The sequence below is a fragment of the Pseudomonas sp. NMS19W genome (assembly GCF_051554255.1).
Classification (GTDB): domain Bacteria; phylum Pseudomonadota; class Gammaproteobacteria; order Pseudomonadales; family Pseudomonadaceae; genus Aquipseudomonas; species Aquipseudomonas kribbensis.
In genome coordinates this window covers 1,564,000-1,584,535 of the sequence record NZ_CP136718.1, presented here as the reverse complement: position 1 = coordinate 1,584,535, position 20,536 = coordinate 1,564,000, and the positions used below count along the sequence as shown (strand labels likewise).

Below are 20,536 nucleotides of genomic sequence, written 5' to 3'. Positions count from 1 at the left end.
TCATTCAGTCAATCGACGCAATTGCTCCACCACGAAATCCTGCTGCTGATCACTCAGCAACGGAAACAGCGGCAGGCTGATCGCTTCGGCGTAGTAACGCTCGGCCTCGGGAAAGTCTCCCTCGGCGAAACCCAGTTCACGATAGTAAGGCTGCAGGTGCACTGGAATGTAGTGCAGGTTCACGCCGATGCCGGCCGCGCGCAAGCCTTCGAACACCTGACGGTGGCTGAGGCTGATGCGATCGGTCTGCAAGCGCACCACGTAAAGGTGCCAGGCCGACTCGGCGTCCGGCTGGATGCCCGGCACGGTAACCGGCAAGTACGCCAGCAAGCGGTCGTAGCGTGCGGCGAGTTCCCGGCGACGGGCGATGAAGTCGTCCAGTTTGCTCAACTGTGACAGGCCCAGCGCCGCTTGCAGATCGGTGATCCGATAATTGAAACCCAGCTCGACCTGCTGGTAGTACCACGGCCCGTGGCTGGGTTCGGTCATCTGCTGCGGATCGCGGGTCATGCCATGGCTGCGCAGACGTTGCAGGCGCTCGGCCAGCTCCGGGCGATTGGTCAGCACCATGCCGCCTTCACCGCTGGTGATGATCTTCACCGGGTGGAAGCTGAACACCGTCATCGCCGCGAATTCACCGCAACCCACCGGGCGCCCGGCGTAGCTGGCGCCAACTGCGTGGGAGGCATCTTCGATCACCGTGAAGTTGTAGCGCTCGGCCAGTTCGGCGATTCGCCGCATGTCGCAGCTCTGCCCGGAGAACGCCACCGCCACCAACACTTTGGGCAAGGTGCCGTCGCGTTCGGCAGCGTCGAGTTTGCTGGCCAGAACTTCAGCATCGAGGTTCCAGGTCAGCGGATCGATGTCTACGAAATCAACGTCGGCGCCGCAGTAACGACCGCAGTTGGCCGACGCGAGAAAGGTGTTCGGCGTGGTCCACAAACGGTCGCCCGCCCCCAGTCCTGCGGCCAGGCAGGCAATGTGCAGCGCCGCCGTGGCGTTGCACACCGCAACCGCGAAATCCGCCTGGCAACGCTCGGCCATCGCCTGTTCGAAGCGCTCGATGGTCGGGCCTTGAGTGAGCCAGTCGGACTGCAACACCTCGACGACCGCGTCGATGTCCGCCTGGTCGAGGCTTTGCCGACCGTAGGGGATCATACCGACAGCTTCGCGTGCAGATCAGCGATCTGCCCCACCGAGAGGAAGTGCGGGTTGGTGTCGGAGCGGTACTCAAAGTCCTCGCCCACCGGCCGCCCGTGCTCGCCAAGTTTATCGACGGCAAAATCGACATCGACGCTGGTGAAACGGATCGAAGGCTGGATGGTGTAGTGATCTTCGAACTCCAGGGTCATCCGCGCATCGTCCAGCGGCACCATCAGTTCGTGCAGTTTCTCGCCGGGACGGATGCCGACGTTCTTGTGCGGCAGATGCTCGGCCATGCCGCGCGCGAGATCGACAATGCGGATCGACGGGATCTTCGGCACGAACACCTCACCGCCGTGCATCCGCGCAAAACTGTCGAGCACGAATTGCACGCCGTGATCCAGAGTGATCCAGAAACGGGTCATGCGCTCGTCGGTGATCGGCAGTTCGGTCGCGCCGTCGGCAATCAGCTTGCTGAAGAACGGCACCACGGACCCGCGCGAACCCGCCACGTTGCCGTAGCGCACCACGGCAAAACGCGTCTGTTGCTCACCGGCAATGTTGTTGGCGGCGACGAACAACTTGTCCGACAGCAACTTGGTGGCGCCGTACAGGTTGATCGGGCTCGCCGCCTTGTCGGTGGACAGCGCGACGACTTTCTTCACGCCGTTGTCGATGGCGGCGGCGATGATGTTCTCCGCGCCATTGACGTTGGTACGGATGCATTCGGTCGGGTTGTACTCCGCCGCCGGCACCTGCTTCAACGCCGCGGCATGCACCACGTAATCGATGCCGCGCATGGCCTGGCGCAGACGCTCGGCGTCGCGCACATCACCAAGGAAGTAACGCATGCACGGCGCGTTGAACGTCTGCTGCATTTCGTATTGCTTGAGTTCATCCCGGGAGAACACCACCACGCGCTTGGGCTGGTATTGCTCGAGCAGGCGCGCAATGAATTTGCGCCCGAAGGAGCCGGTGCCGCCAGAGATGAAAATCGATTTACCGTTGAACATGTGCTGATTCCTGATCCTTGTCCAACGGACTTAAGCGAGCAACTGCAACCAGTCGATCGAAGCTTTTTCAGCCAGCGCAAAACCTTTGCCGGCAAGGGCCAGGTTCGCGTTGTAAGCCGGATCTTGCGCGAAGGCGCCACTCCACTTCTCTCGCAAGGCCTGCAGCGCCTCGGGAGCTTGTGGCAGCTCGCCGGTGTGCAGCACCTGCACCGACGGCGTCCACACGGTGAGGTAGCCGGCCTGACCAATCTTGAGGCACAGATCGACATCGCTGAAGCCTTCGGCGAAATTGACTTCGTCCAGACCACCCAGCGCGTCGAACAGCTCTTTGCGCACCATCAGGCAAACCTTCGATACCGCCGAGTAGTTCTGCTCGACCCCCAGACGTTGCATGTAACCCGCAGCAGAGTGTTTTTCCCCAATGAAGGCCGAGCCCACGCCCCCATTCAGACCAAGGATCAAACCGGCCTGGGAGACCTTGCCGTCACGGTCGACCAGTTTCGCGCCGACAACACCGACCTCCGGGCGCTGGGCGTGGTTGAGCAACGAATCGATCCAGTTCGGATTGACGATTTCGCTGTCAGTGGCCAGGAGCACCAGATACTCACCCTGCGCCTGCTCGCTGGCGGCGTTATACAACGCGACTTCGCTCAGTGGCTGATCGGCACGCAGCACATTCACTTTGCTGCTGCGCAGCGTGCCCAGCCAGTCGTTGACCTGCGCCGACTGATTCGGATTGGCCGCAATCAACACTTCGTAACGGGTGTAGCGGGTTCGCAACAACACACCTTCGAGGCAGCGACGCAGCGCCACCAGATCATCGCCAGCAGGCAGGATGATCGACACCATCGGCTGTTCGGTATGTCGATAATCGACTTGCCAGGTACCCGGCAACGCCGGGGTGACGTTGGCCTTGTAACCGCGATTGGTCAAATGACGCAGCAACGCCTGACGCTCGTGGGCCACTTCCTCCTGCGCCGGGACCTGGGTGATCAGGAGCGGCTCGTCGAGATGCGCCAGACCGTCAAGGCCACCCTGCTCGATCAGACGCAACAGCAGGTCGAACTCCAGCGCCTTGCTGAAGTCGGCCTGATAACCACCCGCCTCCAGGAAAACATCACGACGAATCAGCCAATGACGCGCCATCAACGATGGGTTGCTTTGCAACAGGTCAAGATTGAAGCCAGGGCGGAACACATCAATCAGCGCGCCCTCTTCATTGCGCTGGATTTCATCGGTGGCGACGGCGCGAAGGCCAGTGGCCGACATCAACTCCAGGCCGGCGCGCAACAGGCCGCCCGCCGTGAATTCATCGCCCACCTGAGCCAACAGCAGCCAGTCGCATGGAGACTGGGCGGCACTCTGGTTGAGCTTGTCGACGAGATTACCCGGGGTGACACGAACAAAGTGCAGGGTGTTCTGCGCCGTGGTCGCAGCCTGCGGCTCGCCGGTGGTGAAGACTACGATCTTGAAGGCTTTGCTGTGACCTTCGACCAGGCTGTCGAGGGTCACTTGCAACTTGTCGACATTGTCGTCCAGGTCCAGCAGGAAAATGCCGAACTGTGGCCCGCCGTTGTTCGCCGCCAGATGAGCGGCAATCGTCGCGCGCTGCTCGACGTCCGGCTCGCGGGACGCCAGCCATTCGAGCAAACGGCCGGAACGCATTTTGTTGAAGACCGGATAATGATCAGCCTTCGACACCGACTCGAGACGGGCATCCCACTCAGCCAGTTCCTGCGCTTGCGTGTCATCGCCGAGCGTGTGCAACTGCTCGACCAGACGCTTGACCACTCGACGGTTGAACGCGTTGCTGTCATGGGCCTGCCACAAGCGATCGAGCACGCTTTCCGGGGTATCGTTATTGCGTGCCTGCAACAAGTAATCCTGGCGGGTCCAGACGCCCTCGAGCTGTTCCAGTTGTACACGGCCGGCAGGCATCGCGTGCAACAAAAACTCGAACCCGGCCAGCAAGTCGAAAAAGCGCTGGTTGTAGAACGGCATCTCGACGTATTGCAGAGGCCCGAATTTGCGCTCCGGTTCTTTGGATACGTTGTTCCAGATGGACTGGAAAATCAGCTCGGCCGTCAGTGCGCGGCCGGTCACCAGGCTATCGGTCATGGCCGCGAAACTTTCCAGGGCGAACGCCTTGCGTTGCGCCTGGTCGAGGTCTTTGATGCCCGTCGGCAGGGACGCGAGAAATTCGGCGAAGGCTTCACGCTCGGCCACCGACTTGGCATCGACATACGACAGCGCGTGATAGACCTCGGTGTTGTGGTCGGAAAAACCGACGTTGATTTCGCGCACCACATACGGGATTGGCAGAACGCGTGCCTTGGCGTTCGCCAGCAGATAATAGGAATGGCCGATTTCCTGCCACTCGAAACTGGTACCCGGTGGCAATGCCGCGTACCAGTCCTTGATGATCGAGGTACGGCACACGCCATAAAACGGCGGTACGTACTGATGCATGAAGTCGAGGACTCGATCCTCGGCACGCTCCGACGCGTAGTCTTCGCAGATTTTCTTGTCGCGACGGTAGTAGCTGACACTCCCGGCCAGCGCCAGGTACATCAGGCAATAACCGTGGCACAAACCATAGTCGCGGTTGGCTTCCAGAAAGCTCACCGACTCGGCCAGCGACTCATGCAGGATAAAGTCGTCATCGGCAGCGAACACCATGTAAGGCGTGGTCAGTTGCTCGACACCGTAGGTCAGCTTGGCCTGCATGCCCCAATAGGCGAATTGCGGCAGGTGCTGATAGTCGACCGATGAAAAATCACCTTCCGGACGCTCGGGAGAAGAGTCCAGCACCAGAACCTTGCAAGGCAGGCTGCTGTAGTACTGCAGTGCTCGACGCAAAAAAGCCGGGCGGTTGTGGGTGATCAGAACCACCGTCAGCAACTCGCTCAATGGCAGCTTGTTTTCAGTACCGTAATTGCCTTGCATAACTTCTCCCACGACCGGCGAAACCGCCCGAAAAACACTTTGATGATGGAACCGATTAACGAACCCGACGCAGATAGCCGTCCGACGCGACGGTGATCAGCAACTTGTCTTGCATGTGCTGATCAATCTCGAAATCAGTGTTCTCCTTGAGGTAGGCCCAAACGGCGGTTTTCGGGTTGTCACCCGGCCCCCATGGACGATCCGGAAACGCATCGGCCGGCATGTCTTCAACCACGGTGTCCATGACCACGCAGTAGCTGTCCACCGAAACCAGTGGTGCGTACAGACGCAATTCTTCGAGGACATGCTCGTGGGTATGGTTGGAATCGAGTACCACGATTACTTTCTTGCCGGCAGCAGCCTGACGCACCTGCTCGACAACCGCCGGATCGAGGCTGGAACCTTCGATCATGCTGATGCGTTTGATCATCGGATGGCTTTCGATGGCCTCACGGTTGTGCGCACGGATATCACGATCGATGCCCAGCACTTCACCGTGGCCCTGCAGTTCCAGCAGCGAGGCGTAGTAAATGATCGAGCCGCCGTGGGCGATGCCACATTCGATGACCAGGTCCGGCTTGATCCGCCAGATCAACTCCTGCATCGCCATCATGTCTTGCGGCAGCTGAATGATCGGACGCCCCATCCACGAGAAATGGTAGGTGTACTTGTGTTTGGCCGACTGGTTGTAGAACTCCTGGGCCAACGCCTTCAGGTCCTTGTCCTGGCCCTGGGCAATCACTTCGGCCTGGCACTCCGCCTCGAAGGCTTTGATTACGTTATCGCTCATTGTCCGGTCTCACTGAAAAGTCATTTGATAGTCACGCTGCCAAAGGCATTCGCGTCGAGGCACATCAGTTGGTTTGCTGTGCCTCCAGCAACTGTTGCAAACGGTCGACCACCGCCCAGAACGCCATGGGTTCGTGTGTCGGATAGGGGTAATGCCCCAGGTTCAAATCGATCGAAGCGCCGCGTTCACGCAGGTGTTGCTCGACCAGCACCCTGACCGAAATCGCCTGGCCGCTGGCGCAATTGATCACGCCGATGAAGTCGCGTTGCTTCAGGATCGCGGCGAGGTGATTCGCCGCTGTCCGGATCGGCAGAAAGTCACGCAACTGCTCGCCCGCCGACATGTTGAACGTCGCATCGCCGGCATCGATCGCCCGGTCCAGCGCCGCCAGCAGACTGTTGGGGTTCTGCCCTTCGCCGTGCAAATAGAACAGGCGCGCCCACTGCAAAGTGAACGGATGTTCTTGCGCAAGGTTCTGCAAGAACAGGTGCAACGTGTGCTTGGCCAACCCGTAGGGATTACTCGGCTGCGGCTCCGTGCTTTCACTGAGCGGCCCACTCTGCATGCCGTATTCGAAGCAGGTTCCGGTCACCAACACCTGCTTCACACCCGCCTCTACCGCGCCTTTGATGAAGCGGTAGTCGGCCATCAGGTTGTGCTCGAAATGGAACAGCGCCCGATAGTTCGGCAACCCCGGCCAGGCCAGGTGCGCGAGTGCATCGACGCCCTCGGTCAACGCACCGACATCCAGATCCGCCGCGTGAATATCCGCGCTCACAAACTCGACGTCATTGATCCACGGCATGCCCGCAGCTTTCTGTGCATCACGCGCAACCGCCCGCACCGTGCAGCCACGGCTCAGCAATGCCGCGACCAGATGGCGACCGACGAAGCCGGTGGCTCCGGTGACCAGAACCTTCACAGCACGCTCAACTCAGGTACGGCGATCACGAAGCGGCCGTCCCACTGGCGTACCTGGGCCAGTTGCTGACTGACTTCGTGCAGCAGGTTCCATGGCAGCACCAGCACGTAATCCGGTTTTTCGATATCGATCTGCGCGGGTGCCACGATCGGAATGCGACTGCCGGGCAAATACTTGCCCTGCTTGTGCGGGTTGGCATCGGCGACCCAGGCCAGCAGATCCGGCTTGACCCCGGCGTAGTTGAGCAAGGTGTTGCCCTTGGCGGCGGCGCCGTAGCCGACCACACGCTTGCCCTCGGCCTTGGCCTGCAACAGGAAGCGCAGCAGGTCATGCTTGATGCGTTCGGCGGCAGGCGCCAGCGTGGCGTAGTACTCGGTAGTTTTCACGCCGGCGTCCAGCTCGGCCTGCAACTGCTGTTGCACCGCTGGCTGCACGGCACGGCGTTGGCCATCCTTGCGCTGCACGAACACCCGCAGCGATCCGCCATGGGTGGTCAACTGGCTGACGTCGAACACTTCCAGGCCATTGCGCTCGCACAAGGTCTGCACAGCGGTCAAGGACAGGTAGGAATAGTGCTCGTGGTACAGCGTGTCGAACTGCGCACCAGCTATCAGCGTCAACAGTTGCGGGAATTCGAAGGTGGCAACGCCGGTCGGTTTGAGCAGCGCGGCAAAACCGCCGAGGAAATCATTGATGTCCGGCACGTGGGCCAGCACGTTGTTGGCGGCCATCAGGTCGGCGGCCCAGCCTTCGCTTTTCAGCTGTGCGGCGGTGTCGCGACCGAAAAACAGCTCACGGATTTCCAGGCCTTTTTCCCGTGCTGCCTGCGCGGTGCTGCGGGTCGGCTCGACACCCAGGCACGGGATGCCGCGACCGGCGACGTATTGCAGCAGGTAGCCGTCATTGGCGGCGACCTCAACAACGCGGCTGTCAGGGGTCAGGCCAAAGCGTTCGACCATCTCCGCCACATAACGCTCGGCGTGGGCCAGCCAGGTGCTGGAGAACGAACTGAAATAGGCGTACTCGGCGTCGAACAGGCTGTCGGCGGAGGTGTAATCCTCGGTCTGCACCAGCCAGCACTGCTGGCACACCGCGACCTTCAGCGGCACCCATTGCTCGGCCTGCTCCAGGCGATCGGCATGCACGTAGGCGTTGGACGGTGGCGAGGTGCCGAGGTCGATCAGCGGCAGGCTCAGCGGTGCGGCGCACCCACGGCAATTCATAGACGCACTCCAGCAAAGTGTTGATCGAGCGCGGGATGGCTGGAGTCACGCGCTGACAAATTATTGACAGGCAACGGCCAGGCAATCGCCAGCCGTGGATCGTTCACCGACAGCCCGCCCTCGTGCTCCGGCGCGTAATCGGCGCTGTGCAGGTAAAGCAGTTCGGCGTCGTCGGTGAGGGTCTGGAAACCATGGGCGAAACCGGCGGGAATCAACAGGCTGCGACCATCGCCAGCCTTCAGGTGCTCGGCGTGCCAGTGCAGGAACGTCTCGGAATCTGGGCGCAGGTCCACCGCCACGTCCCACACTTCACCGCGCAGGCAGGTGATCAGCTTGGCTTCCGGCGCATTGGCATTCTGGTAATGCAGACCGCGCACGCTGCCCTTTTCACGGGTGCAGGAATGGTTGATCTGGCGGATGTGAAATTCGCTGCCGAACGCTTTCAGGCTGCCCTCACAGAACAGCCGGGCGAAGTGCCCGCGCTGATCTTCGAAGCGCTTGTGCTGAACGCTGAACAACCCGGCCAGCGGTAACTGTTTCAAGGAAAACTCACTCACAGCGCGCCCCGGTACAGGTTCAGTTGGCCGAGGGTCACGGTGCGCATGTCGTCGCCGTTCTGCCAGGCCAGGTGCCAGTCGAGGGTCTGGGTCAGGCATTGCTGCAACGACCAGCGTGGTTGCCAGCCCAGCACCCGACGGGCGCGGCTGCTGTCCAGGCGCAGCAGGCCGGCTTCATGCAGCTCGCTCGGTTCGATGCGCAGGCCACGGGCCTGCGGCCAGCGGTTGGCGAGCAGTTCAACCACTTCGCCGACGCTGCACATGTCCGCTTCGCCCGGACCGAAGTTCCACGCCCCGGCGTATTCCGGACCTTCTTCGTAAAGCCCGGCGGCCAATTGCAGGTAGCCGGCCAGCGGCTCCAGTGCGTGTTGCCATGGGCGCACGGCTTGCGGATAGCGCAGGGTCACCGGCTCGTCGGCCGACCAGGCTTTCAGTACATCGGGAATCAGCCGCTCAGGGGCGAAATCGCCGCCGCCCAAGACGTTGCCGGCACGCGCGGTGGCCAGGGCCAGACCGTGCTCGGCGTACTTGTCGGCCGGGAAGAACGACGCTGCATAAGACTGCGCCAGCAACTCGCAGCACGCCTTGCTGCTGCTGTAAGGGTCGTGGCCACCGAGGGCTTCGTCCTCGCGGTACGGCCACAGCCATTCCTTGTTGGCGTAGACCTTGTCGGTGGTCACCAGCACACAGGCCCGCACGCAGCCGACCTGACGAATCGCTTCAAGCAGGTTGAGAGTGCCCATGACGTTGCTGGAGTAGGTACCGAGCGGATCGCGATAACCTTCGCGCACCAGCGGCTGGGCTGCCAGGTGCAGGACGATCTCCGGCTCGGTGTCGGCGATGATCTCCAGCAACGCGCCGAGATCACGCAGATCACCGCGCTGATCATCGATGCCTTCGTGCACCCGCGCCAGTTCGAACAGGCTCGGCTCGGTCGAAGGATCGAGGGAGAAACCGCTGACTTGCGCGCCGAGGCTTTGCAGCCACAGGGTCAGCCAGCTGCCCTTGAAACCGGTGTGACCGGTGACCAGAACCCGCTTGCCGCGCCAGAACTCAGGACTCAGGCCCATTGCTTCCATGGGGCCTCCCCGCTCTGCCACAGCGCTTCGAGATGATTCTTGTCGCGCAGGGTGTCCATCGGCTGCCAGAAACCGTCGTGCTCGAACGCCTTGAGCTGCTCTTCCCGGGCCAGACGGGCCAAGGGCTCGGCTTCCCAAGTGGTTTCATCGCCCGCGATGTACGGCAATACCTTGGGCGACAGCACGAAAAAGCCGCCATTGATCCAACCGCCATCGCCACGAGGTTTTTCGGTGAAGCCCAGGACCTGATCGCCCTGGCGCTCCAGCGCCCCGTAACGACCCGGTGGCTGCACAGCAGTGACGGTCGCCAGACGGCCATGGGCCTTGTGGTAGTCGACCAGATGACGAATGTTCAGATCGGAAACGCCGTCACCATAGGTGAAGCAGAACGCCTCTTCATCCTTGAGGTAACGCCCGGCACGCAACAGACGGCCACCGGTCATGGTTTCCTCGCCCGTGTCGATGAGCGTGACGCTCCACGGCTCGCTGTAGTTCTGATGCACGTCCATGCGGTTCTCGCGCATGTTGAAGGTGACGTCGGAGGTGTGCAGGAAGTAGTTGGCGAAGAAGTCCTTGATCGCGTAACCCTTGTAGCCCAGGCAAATCACGAAGTCGTGGATTCCGTGAGCGGAATACTGCTTCATGATGTGCCAGAGAATTGGCTTGCCGCCGATCTCGATCATTGGCTTGGGCTTGAGGTGCGACTCTTCACTGATGCGCGTGCCGAGGCCACCCGCCAAAATTACTGCCTTCATCGTCTCCCCTCTTGTTCGTCACCGGACTGCGCACCGCTTTATTGAGCCGTGCGAGCCATCTGGCTCAACCTTTTGCCGCTGCGGGCGCGGCGGCAATGACCGCGAGCGCTCGTTTTATGGCGATTTGAGGGGGACTTGCAGGAAACGCGCCAGCTCGCTCGACCGTCAGATGCCAGCACCGCCAGCACCGACGAACACTCGGATACAAAAAAAGGAGGCCGATCCACCTGGATCGACCTCCCTTCGTTTCAGCTCAGCATGCCTTCGATAAACGCAAGGCAGATGAATCAGCCAAACATGGCAAACCCGTCGCCATTGATTGGCAGAACATCACCGTTGGCCGCTTTGAAGTGTTCGATGGTGTTGCCACCGGCGAACCAGTCCAGCAGTTTTACGCCTTGCGCGGTAGGGTCGGTTACAGAGAAGTAGCCATCGTTGAGGTACAGGTCATCGCCGACTCGCGCCAGTTGCAACGTCGCGGCTGACTGAATGTTGTTCAGGATCAGCGTGTCATTGGTGCTGTGGCCGTCATCACGAATGGTCACCAACAGGCCGGTGTTGACGATATACGTGTCATCACCTTCACCGCCGTTGGCATAGCCGTCAGCAGGCGCACGCCCTACGGACAGGTTCTTGATGCCAAGGTTGAGCACGTCATTGCCCGCCCCGCCCAGCAACACGAAGTTGTCGCCCGTGCCGGTCAGTGTGTCGTTACCGTCACCACCGTCGGCCTTGCCATGGGCAACAACGATCGTGTCTCTGCCAGCCTCGCCATAGGCGATGGTGCCAACGTCGTCGGCAGCGCTGTAGATGTAGTCGTCGCCATTACCGCCATACATCAGGTCCGCTTGCGGCCCGTTGGCAACGCCAGCCACAGTGAACGGCGCGATCGGGGAAACCAGTCCGCCGTACAGGGTGTCACTGCCGTCACCGCCATACAGCACGTCATTGCCCAGCCCACCTTCCAGGAGGCTGCCGACTGCACTGGCAGTGATCGTGTCGTTGAAATGGCTGCCCACTACCCGTTCGATATTGAGCAGGACATCACCCTGAGCGTCACCACCCTGATTGATGTTGGTCATCAGGTTGATGTTCACACCGGCAGCACTGTTGACGTACCACGCACTGTCGAACCCTTCACGCCCGTCGATCCGGTCCGCACCTGCGCCACCGACAAAAATGTCGGTGTAGATCGATCCGGACAAAGTGTCGTCGAAGTTGCTGCCCTGGTAAATCTCGAAACCGGCGAACGTGTCGCCAGCAGCATCACCGGCGTTGACATTGGTTTTCAGGTCAATGGTCACGGCGCTGTCGGACTGCTCATAGCTGACCAGATCGACGCCATCGGAACCGTCCATGGCCATGGCGGTGCTGGAACCGATGAAGATATCGCCGGCCTTGGAGCCCAGGAATCTTTCAATGCTTGAGTAGGTGTCACCCGCGGCAATTCCGGAATTGACCCCAGTCTTGAAGTTCAGGGTCACGCCGACAGTGCTGTCGGTGTAGCCGACCGTGTCGATGCCCGCGCCACCGATAAACTGGTCGGCACCGTCGCCACCGAACAGAGTGTCGTTACCGATACCGCCAGTGATGATGTTGTCGATCGCATTGCCGTAACCGGTGAATGCGCCAGTGCCGGTATAGGTCAGGCGCTCGACGTTGGCGTTGAGACCTTGCACACCGTAGTTGGTGCGCACTTCGTCATTGCCGCCGCCCACCTGTTCGATGACCGTACCGCCCGCGCCGTTGATGATGTAAACGTCATCACCCGCGCCGCCCTCGAAGGTCGCCGTGAGCAGGTCAATGCTGAAGGTGTCGTTGAATGCGGTACCGATGACCTTCTCGATGTTGATCAGAGTATCGCCTTCGGCGTCGCCACCGATGCCCGCACGACCTGGCGTGTTGTAGCGGATGTCGACGTTGATCCCGGCAGCCGAGGTCGAATAGTCCACGGTGTCCATGTTGCCCAGGCCGCCGTCGAAGGCAATCGCCCGGCTGTCGGCGACGAAGGTGTCGTTGAAGTTCGAACCACGGATGCCTTCGATATCGACGAAGGTATCGCCGGTGGCGATACCGGAGTTGACGCCGGTCTTCAGGTTGACGGTGACGCCGACGGTGCTGTCGGTGTAACCCACGGTGTCGATACCCGCGCCACCGAAGAACTGGTCGGCACCGTCGCCACCAAACAGCGTGTCGTTGCCAATGCCGCCGGTGATGATGTTGTCGCTGGCATTGCCGTAACCGGTGAATGCGCCAGTGCCGGTATAGGTCAGGCGCTCGACGTTGGCGTTGAGACCTTGCACACCGTAGTTGGTGCGCACTTCGTCATTGCCGCCACCCACCTGTTCGATGACCGTGCCGCCAGCACCGTTGATGATGTACACATCATCGCCCGCGCCGCCCTCGAAAGTCGCGGTCAGGGTGTCAATGCTGAAGGTGTCGTTGAACGCAGAACCGATGACCTTTTCGATGTTGATCAGGGTATCGCCTTCCGAGTCGCCACCGATGCCCGCACGACCTGGCGTGTTGTAGCGGATATCGACATTGATCCCGGCAGCCGAGGTCGAGTAGTCCACGGTGTCCATGTTGCCCAGGCCGCCATCGAAGGCAATCGCCCGGCTGTCGGCGACGAAGGTGTCGTTGAAGTTCGAACCACGGATGCCTTCGATGTCGGTGAACGTGTCACCCTTGGCAATCCCGGAGTTGACGCCGGTCTTCAGGTTGACGGTGACGCCGACGGTGCTGTCGGTGTAACCCACGGTGTCGATACCCGCGCCACCGAAGAACTGGTCGGCACCGTCGCCACCAAACAGCGTGTCGTTGCCGATGCCGCCGGTGATGATGTTGTCGCTGGCGTTGCCGTAACCGGTGAATGCGCCGGTGCCGGTGTAGGTCAGGCGTTCGACGTTGGCGTTAAGACCTTGCACACCGTAGTTGGTGCGCACTTCGTCATTACCGCCGCCCACCTGTTCGATGACCGTGCCGCCAGCACCGTTGATGATGTACACATCATCGCCCGCGCCGCCCTCGAAAGTCGCGGTCAGGGTGTCAATGCTGAAGGTGTCGTTGAACGCAGAACCGATGACCTTTTCGATGTTGATCAGGGTATCGCCTTCCGAGTCACCACCGATGCCCGCACGACCTGGCGTGTTGTAGCGGATATCGACATTGATCCCGGCAGCCGAGGTCGAGTAGTCCACGGTGTCCATGTTGCCCAGGCCGCCATCGAAGGCAATCGCCCGGCTGTCAGCGACGAAGGTATCGTTGAAGTTCGAACCACGGATGCCTTCGATGTCGGTGAACGTGTCACCCTTGGCAATCCCGGAGTTGACGCCGGTCTTCAGGTTGACGGTGACGCCGACGGTGCTGTCGGTGTAACCCACGGTGTCGATACCCGCGCCACCGAAGAACTGGTCGGCACCGTCGCCACCAAACAGCGTGTCGTTGCCGATGCCGCCGGTGATGATGTTGTCGCTGGCGTTGCCGTAACCGGTGAATGCGCCGGTGCCGGTGTAGGTCAGGCGTTTGACGTTGGCATTCAGGCCCTGCACGCCGTAGTTGGTGCGCACTTCGTCATTACCGCCGCCCACCTGTTCGATGACCGTGCCGCCAGCACCGTTGATGATGTACACATCATCGCCCGCGCCGCCCTCGAAAGTCGCGGTCAGGGTGTCAATGCTGAAGGTGTCGTTGAACGCAGAACCGATGACCTTTTCGATGTTGATCAGGGTATCGCCTTCCGAGTCGCCACCGATGCCCGCACGACCTGGCGTGTTGTAGCGGATATCGACATTGATCCCGGCAGCCGAGGTCGAGTAGTCCACGGTGTCCATGTTGCCCAGGCCGCCATCGAAGGCAATCGCCCGGCTGTCAGCGACGAAGGTATCGTTGAAGTTCGAACCACGGATGCCTTCGATGTCGGTGAACGTGTCACCCTTGGCAATCCCGGAGTTGACGCCGGTCTTCAGGTTGACGGTGACGCCGACGGTGCTGTCGGTGTAACCCACGGTGTCGATACCCGCGCCACCGAAGAACTGGTCGGCACCGTCGCCACCAAACAGCGTGTCGTTGCCGATGCCGCCGGTGATGATGTTGTCGCTGGCGTTGCCGTAACCGGTGAATGCGCCGGTGCCGGTGTAGGTCAGGCGCTCGACGTTGGCATTCAGGCCCAGCACGCCATAGTTGGTGCGCACCTCGTCATTGCCGCCGCCTGCCTGTTCGATGACCGTCGCGTTGCCGGTGTTGAGGATGTAAACATCATCGCCCGCGCCACCTTCAAAGGTCGCCCCGATGGTATCGATGCTGAACGTATCGTTGAAGGCCGTACCGATGACCTTCTCGACGTTGAACAGGGTATCGCCTTCCGAGTCGCCACCAATGCCTGGACGCCCTGGCACGGTGTAGCGGATGTCGATATTGATGCCTGCGGCAGACGCCGAGTAATCCACCGTGTCGGTACCTGCACCGCCGTCGATCTTGTCGGCACCGGCCCCACCCATAATCAGATCATTGCCAGCCAGGCCATTGATCTCATCATCCCCGCTCGTACCGATCAGCGTATCCGCGCCGTTTGTCCCGTTTATAACTGCCATTACTTCTTCCTTGCCTTGTTGTGAAATAGGTACTTGTCGCGGGCGATCAAACGACATCGCAGCGATCACTGGAGATCAACGATTGTGTTGATATCGACACAAACCCTTCACGGCTTAAGTGGCCGGCAAAAAAATGTATCAAGATTGATGCAGTTACGAATTTCAAAGGCAAAAAAAACAGGCGACTGTAGAAGTCGCCTGTTTTTCGCTGCTGCAGGTACGAATCGATCAATCCGCGAGCCAGCCATATTCCCAGTAACGCAGGTTATCGCCGCGCAGTACGTAGTCGCGCAGTACGACTTCACGCAACTCGTCACCCATGCGGTAGCTCGCATCCGGGTCAGCCAGGTGCATGCGAATTGCCTGCAGCCATTCATCCGTGGAATTGGTCTTGATCCGCGTGCACGGCAGATAGCCGCGATACGCTTCGGTGTCGGTGCAAATCACCGGGTAACCGCAAGCACCGTATTCCAGCAGACGCAGGTTGCTCTTGCAGTCGTTGAAGATGTGGAATTCCAGCGGCGCCAGGGCCAGGTCCAGATTGAGGCTGGCCAGTTTCGCCGGGTACGCATCGAGGGGAATCACCCCATGGAACTCATGCATGTACGGACGCAGATCGTCCGGGCACATGCCGAAAAACACCCAATCGACTTCATTCGCCAGTTCGCGCACGACATCGGCGATCACCGCCAGGTCACCATGGTGACTGGTGCCGCCACCCCAGCCGACTCGCGGTTTTTTCGAAGTCCGGCGCTGGCTGCGCAGGTTGCTCCAGAACTCTTTCGCCAACATGTTCGGCACTACGCGAATGTCGTGGTGCATATCCGACAATGCATTGGCCAACGGCTGAGTGGAGACCACGACGCGGTCGCACATGCCGATCGCACGACGAACGACACGCTCCATTTCATACTTGTCCGGCATGTTGCGGATATGCGCGTTGCGATGCGGAACATCGATGACGTAGTCATCCAGCTCGTAAATGCGCCGCGCCTTGAAGTAGTTGCACAGCAACGGCATTTCATTGACCGGTGCTTCGGTATAACGCCCTTGCAGAATGATCACATCCGGCGCCATACGCTCGATTTCAACAATCGGCGGCAGGTTCACGCTGTAGCGGATCTGACTCTGAACCCGGCCTGCCGCTTCGAGCTCGATCAGCGGTTGAGTGACACGATAGTGGCCGATGGCCGATGCGTTGATCGGCAACCCGAGAATCTTCGGCAAGCTGCTGTTGCTGAAAGGACTCCAGCCCGTACGCAGGCCCGGCTCGAGCGCGAAGCTTGAGCCCGTGTGCTTGTGCAACGACAGATTGGGATTGTAGGCCGGGTCACGGGCAATGACCGGCAGCCAACGCTTGAAGAACGTTTCTTCCTGCTGACTGTGCGAGACCCCTTCTTCATCGTTGACCGCCTCCACCGGCTGCGCACCCAGCGCCAGCACTGCATAAGGCGTCCACACCACAAGATAACCCTGCCGGGCTACGCGCAGTGCCAGGTCCACTTCATGCAGCATATGCGGCAGGCTCTGCTCATCCATGCCATCAACCGCATCGAATACCGATTTGCGCACCATCAGGCAGTCGGCACCGACGGCACTCAGATCCTGAACGGCCTGCAAGCGGAACATGTACCCGGGGGACTGCATGGCCTGACCATAAAACGGCAGGCCGGCCGTTCCCTGCAAACCGAGCACCAGCCCCGCGTGCAGAACATAGCCATCGGGGTTGAAGAGCTTGGCGCCAACGATGCCGACTTCCGGACGCTGGGCGTGATTGAGCAACTCGTCGAGCCAGTCACCCTGAGTGATCACCGTGTAAGGGTTAAGCAGCAGCACATATTCGCCCCTCGCCTGGCCTACGGCAAAGTTGCGCATTGCGGCGAGGTTACCCTGCTGCGCGTACGTCAGCACCCGCACCCGCTCGCTGCCCAATTGCGCCATACCGTCCAGCCACGTACGGGCTTCGGTGGTCTGGCTGCCATTGTCGACCAGCAACAGCTCGTATTCGCTGTAAGCGGTTTTTTCCAGCAGGCTCTCGACACAGCGTTGCAAGGCCGCAATGTGGTCGCGAGTCGAAATGATGATCGAGACCAAAGGCCGATTCGCATGCCGATAATCGACACGATTGAGCAGCTCGACGCAGCCGCGTCGCAGGTCGTGGGAAATCCCCAGGCGATCAAGGTGCGCTGACAGCAATCGTGGGTTGTTTTGCGTCACCTCAGGCAGGGACAGCCACTGGGTCAGGTCGAATCCCGACTCAATGGCAACCTCGGCCAGATGCCCGACCACCTGAGTGCCCTGGTCCTCCACCATCCGCCACAGCATGTCGTGAGGCGCCAGTTCGGTGAACGTCGAATCGAAACCGCCGAGAGCCAGAAAGGTGTCGCGCTGGAACGCCAGGGCACGGCCGACATAAGGAAAAGTGCGCATCAGATCCAGGTTGAAGTCCGGCTTGAACGCTGGTCCGACCGGCTCACCCGCACGCAAACCGCCCTCATCGCTGTAAACAATGCGCAAGGCACTGTCGAAGGCGATGCGCTCGGCCATCATCAGTAACGCAGGGACCACCAGACGATCACCGGCACGCAGCAGATAGAACCAGTCGGCGCCTTCCAGCTGCGGCAACAGCTGATTGATCTGTTGCAGATAATCGTCCTGCAACGGCAAATGAAACACTCGCCCCTCCAGTGCCGGCTCCGCGCAATCGCTGGAAAGCACCAGTGTCAGTTCGGGCGGGTAGTCCTGGGCGGCGAGGCTTTCCAGCGTACGCTCCAGCGCCGCCGGACTGCCCTGCTCATCAACCACGATCGGCACGATTCGCGGCGTGGATGGCCAGCCCGCCAAAATGTCCGGCAGTAATCTGCGCTGGACGTCGCTGAGCGCGCGACACTCCAGCCATTGCGAATAGAGCTCGGAAAAACTCTGGCTGTTACTGCCGACTTGCCATATCTGTGCACTCTGTTTGGTGCCGAGCGTTCGGCTCAGGGGCAGCTCTTTCCAGACCCGCGGCGATTCGTCTGCCTTGAGCATCGGCACATGACGTACCCACCCCTTTGCAGGTGCCGACTCGCCACTGCGCGACTTGAGCATTTGCAGCAGCCATTGCTGCTCGACCCCCAGAGCATCCTTCATGGCTTGCTGGCCGCTCAGACGATCGGGATAAAGGCGCTCGACACTCAACACATGGTTGGAGACGACCGCATTGCCGCGACGCAGCAAACACACGAACAGTGCAAAGTCGAGGCTCGCCACAAAGCAGTGCCCCGGCTGGGTCAAGGCCGGCAGTAATTCGACAATATCGGCGCGACGGAACAGGGCACTGCTGAAACCACCGAGGATGTTTGACGGAAACGTCTCGAAAAGGGCCAGCAGGTCAATACCCTTGAACAGACCACTGGTTGGCGACAGGGGCGTATTTTCCAGCCGCGAAGGCAACACCATGTCGTCGGCGTCCCAGAAAAGACGCTGGGCCAGCACCAGGTTGACATCGTCATGCCGGACCAGCACATCGGCCTGGTGCTCGATACAGCTGGTGAACAACTGATCGTCATCACACAGAAATTTGATGAATTCGCCCTGCGCCTGGTCCAGGCAGGCTTGCAGATTGCCGACCATGCCCAAGGTATGCGGATTACGCACGTAACGTACGGCGACCCCGCTCTGCTCGGTCATCTGCCCGACCATGGCCTCGATTTCATGGCCACGGCTGTCATCGCACACGATGATTTCGAGATTGCCATAACCCTGGCTGACGGCGCTGCGCAATGCCCGCTCGAAAAAGCGCGGATTGAAGGCAGGAATGACAAGGCTGACAAGGGGAAGTGAATTCACGGCGGACTCGCAAGCGGCGGGAACCCGCCCGAAACTGCGAGCCCTTCAAAACCGCAAAAGAAGACAATAGGTACAAAACGATCAAGGCAACCGGGCGCTTGCGCGCCCGGCCAGCATCAGATCTTGTTGAACAGGCCCAGCTGGCTGATCTTGCTGAACGCCAGCTGCGAGGCCTGCAGCATGGTCTGCTGCAAGGTCAGACGCGTCATCACCTCGGCAGGATCCGAATCACGGATCGACCCCTGAGTCGTGGTGTTGGCCTGGATCAGGCTCTGGTTGGTGGTGTTCTGGTCGTCGAGCGACTGCCCGCGCGCACCGATCGACGTCACCGCCGTACCAATCTGATTGGCCGCGCTGTCGATGTTGCCCAGCGCAGACTCCATCTGGCCCTGGAATTTCTGCTTGGCTACCGGATCGCCATCAATCGGCGCTTTCAGTGCAGTGACCATCTGGCCCAGGGTATCGAGCACGTTCTGGGTCTGATGATTGTTGGACTGGATCGAGAACTGATCGCCGGCAGCAGGTACGCCGCCGATGGCAAAGGTCACACCGGCTGCAGTGGCATTACCTGCAACCACAGTGCCCGAAGACACAGGTTTGCTGTCGGCCGTGACAGGCGCCGCATACAGGTCAAAGTCAGTTGCGCTGGTGAACTTGAGAATCGCACCACCGCCCGACGGGAACGCAGCATTGTAAGCTGCCTGGTTGGTAACGTTCGAACCGGTGATGACCGCGGTGGACGGGTTGCCCGGGCTGCGCGCCGTGGTGAACGAGTCAGGTGTAACCGACAGCTGGAAGCTGTGACCGGCAATCACCGCATCCGCGTTGTCGCCGGACTTGAGGTTGATGTTCACCCTCAGATCGACGCCACGGAAGCTGACGGCCTGGTTCGCGCCGTTGCTGTTGCTGATCACACCGTTCTGGCTGGCTTCGGTCGTCACGTCGTTGCCCAAGGCATCGGTGATTTTCATCTGGGTGCTGCTAACGAAGCTGACCGTGTACGGCTGACCGCTCGCGAACTTGGCGTCATAGGTGGCACTGTTGCCGACCGTACCGCTGGACAGCACCACGCGACCGTCATCAACAGCCGGAGCAGTCATGGTGGTCTGAGTGCGGCTGGTATTGATGGTCTGCTGGAAAGCATCCCAACCGGTGGTGTTGGTGCCGACAGACATGCCATCGCCGATGTTCAGATTGATCTGGGTCTGGTCACCGTTATAGGTGTAGGTGCCATCGGCGTTCTGCGAGTACGGCGCCGTATCGGTCTTGGAACCGGAAAACAGGTAGTTGCCGTTGGCGTCCTTGGAGTTCATCAGACCCAGCACCTGCTGCTGGATCTGGCTCAACTCGTCGGCGTAAGCCTTGCGATCTGCGTCGGTGGCGATGCCGTTGTTGGCGGCCAGGCCGATTTCCTTGGCGCGCTGCAAAGCCGTGGTGATGGAGCTCAGCGTCGACTCCTGCACGGTCAGCGCGCTCTTGGTGGTATCGATGTTGCCCTGATACTGCTCGAGCATCGAAGCCTGCTGACCCAGCTTGAGCAGACGCCCGGCACCGATCGGATCGTCGGCGGCGGTGTTGATGCGCTGCAGGCTGCTGGCCTCGTTCGCGGTGGCAACAGTCTTGCTGTAATTGCGCTGATATTGAGCAGCTTGTGTCGCGTAATACTGGGCGGTGGAAATGCGCAT

The 20,536-nt window shown here is 60.5% G+C and carries 12 protein-coding genes; all 12 read right to left on the bottom strand.

Annotated features, from left to right (window positions below; genetic code table 11):
- The 12 genes from pseC to R1A29_RS07140 all read right to left on the bottom strand — a co-directional run bounded on the left by pseC (position 1) and on the right by R1A29_RS07140 (position 20,536).
- The gene (pseC, locus tag R1A29_RS07195) at positions 1-1,158 is read right to left on the bottom strand and encodes a UDP-4-amino-4,6-dideoxy-N-acetyl-beta-L-altrosamine transaminase (RefSeq protein ID WP_438301041.1); all 1,158 of its coding nucleotides are present in this window, start codon (positions 1,156-1,158) and stop codon (positions 1-3) included.
- Entirely contained in the window at positions 1,155-2,156 is a 1,002-nt protein-coding gene (gene pseB, locus R1A29_RS07190) for a UDP-N-acetylglucosamine 4,6-dehydratase (inverting) (protein WP_085710442.1), read from the bottom strand. The genes pseC and pseB overlap by 4 nt, the downstream gene beginning before the upstream one ends.
- Positions 2,157-2,186: 30 nt before the next feature.
- Complete coding sequence (locus tag R1A29_RS07185) at positions 2,187-5,102, bottom strand: TIGR00180 family glycosyltransferase (RefSeq protein ID WP_438301040.1); 2,916 nt, start codon at positions 5,100-5,102, stop codon at positions 2,187-2,189.
- Positions 5,103-5,157: 55 nt separating this feature from the next.
- Positions 5,158-5,892 carry a cephalosporin hydroxylase family protein gene (locus tag R1A29_RS07180; RefSeq protein ID WP_179692274.1) on the bottom strand — a complete coding sequence of 245 codons (735 nt, stop codon included), beginning with the start codon at positions 5,890-5,892 and terminating at the stop codon, positions 5,158-5,160.
- Positions 5,893-5,956: 64 nt separating this feature from the next.
- Positions 5,957-6,814: an NAD-dependent epimerase/dehydratase family protein gene (locus R1A29_RS07175; RefSeq protein ID WP_438301039.1), complete on the bottom strand. Its 858-nt coding sequence runs from the start codon at positions 6,812-6,814 to the stop codon at positions 5,957-5,959.
- The gene (locus tag R1A29_RS07170) at positions 6,811-8,037 is read right to left on the bottom strand and encodes a methyltransferase domain-containing protein (protein ID WP_438301038.1); all 1,227 of its coding nucleotides are present in this window, start codon (positions 8,035-8,037) and stop codon (positions 6,811-6,813) included. Before R1A29_RS07170 ends, R1A29_RS07175 begins: the two co-directional genes overlap by 4 nt.
- A complete protein-coding gene (rfbC, locus tag R1A29_RS07165; protein WP_085710436.1) occupies positions 8,034-8,594 on the bottom strand; it encodes a dTDP-4-dehydrorhamnose 3,5-epimerase in 561 nt (186 codons plus the stop codon). Before rfbC ends, R1A29_RS07170 begins: the two co-directional genes overlap by 4 nt.
- Complete coding sequence (rfbG, locus tag R1A29_RS07160; RefSeq protein WP_438301037.1) at positions 8,591-9,673, bottom strand: CDP-glucose 4,6-dehydratase; 1,083 nt, start codon at positions 9,671-9,673, stop codon at positions 8,591-8,593. Before rfbG ends, rfbC begins: the two co-directional genes overlap by 4 nt.
- The gene (rfbF, locus tag R1A29_RS07155; protein ID WP_179692279.1) at positions 9,655-10,428 is read right to left on the bottom strand and encodes a glucose-1-phosphate cytidylyltransferase; all 774 of its coding nucleotides are present in this window, start codon (positions 10,426-10,428) and stop codon (positions 9,655-9,657) included. The genes rfbG and rfbF overlap by 19 nt, the downstream gene beginning before the upstream one ends.
- 287 nt (positions 10,429-10,715) lie before the next feature.
- Positions 10,716-15,020, bottom strand: a complete 4,305-nt coding sequence (locus R1A29_RS07150) for a beta strand repeat-containing protein (protein ID WP_438301036.1) — start codon at positions 15,018-15,020, stop codon at positions 10,716-10,718.
- A 228-nt stretch (positions 15,021-15,248) separates the two neighbouring features.
- Positions 15,249-18,851 (bottom strand): glycosyltransferase, encoded by a 3,603-nt coding sequence (locus R1A29_RS07145; RefSeq protein WP_438301035.1) that lies wholly within the window; start codon positions 18,849-18,851, stop codon positions 15,249-15,251.
- Positions 18,852-18,967: 116 nt separating this feature from the next.
- A complete protein-coding gene (locus R1A29_RS07140; protein WP_438301034.1) occupies positions 18,968-20,536 on the bottom strand; it encodes a flagellar hook-associated protein 3 in 1,569 nt (522 codons plus the stop codon).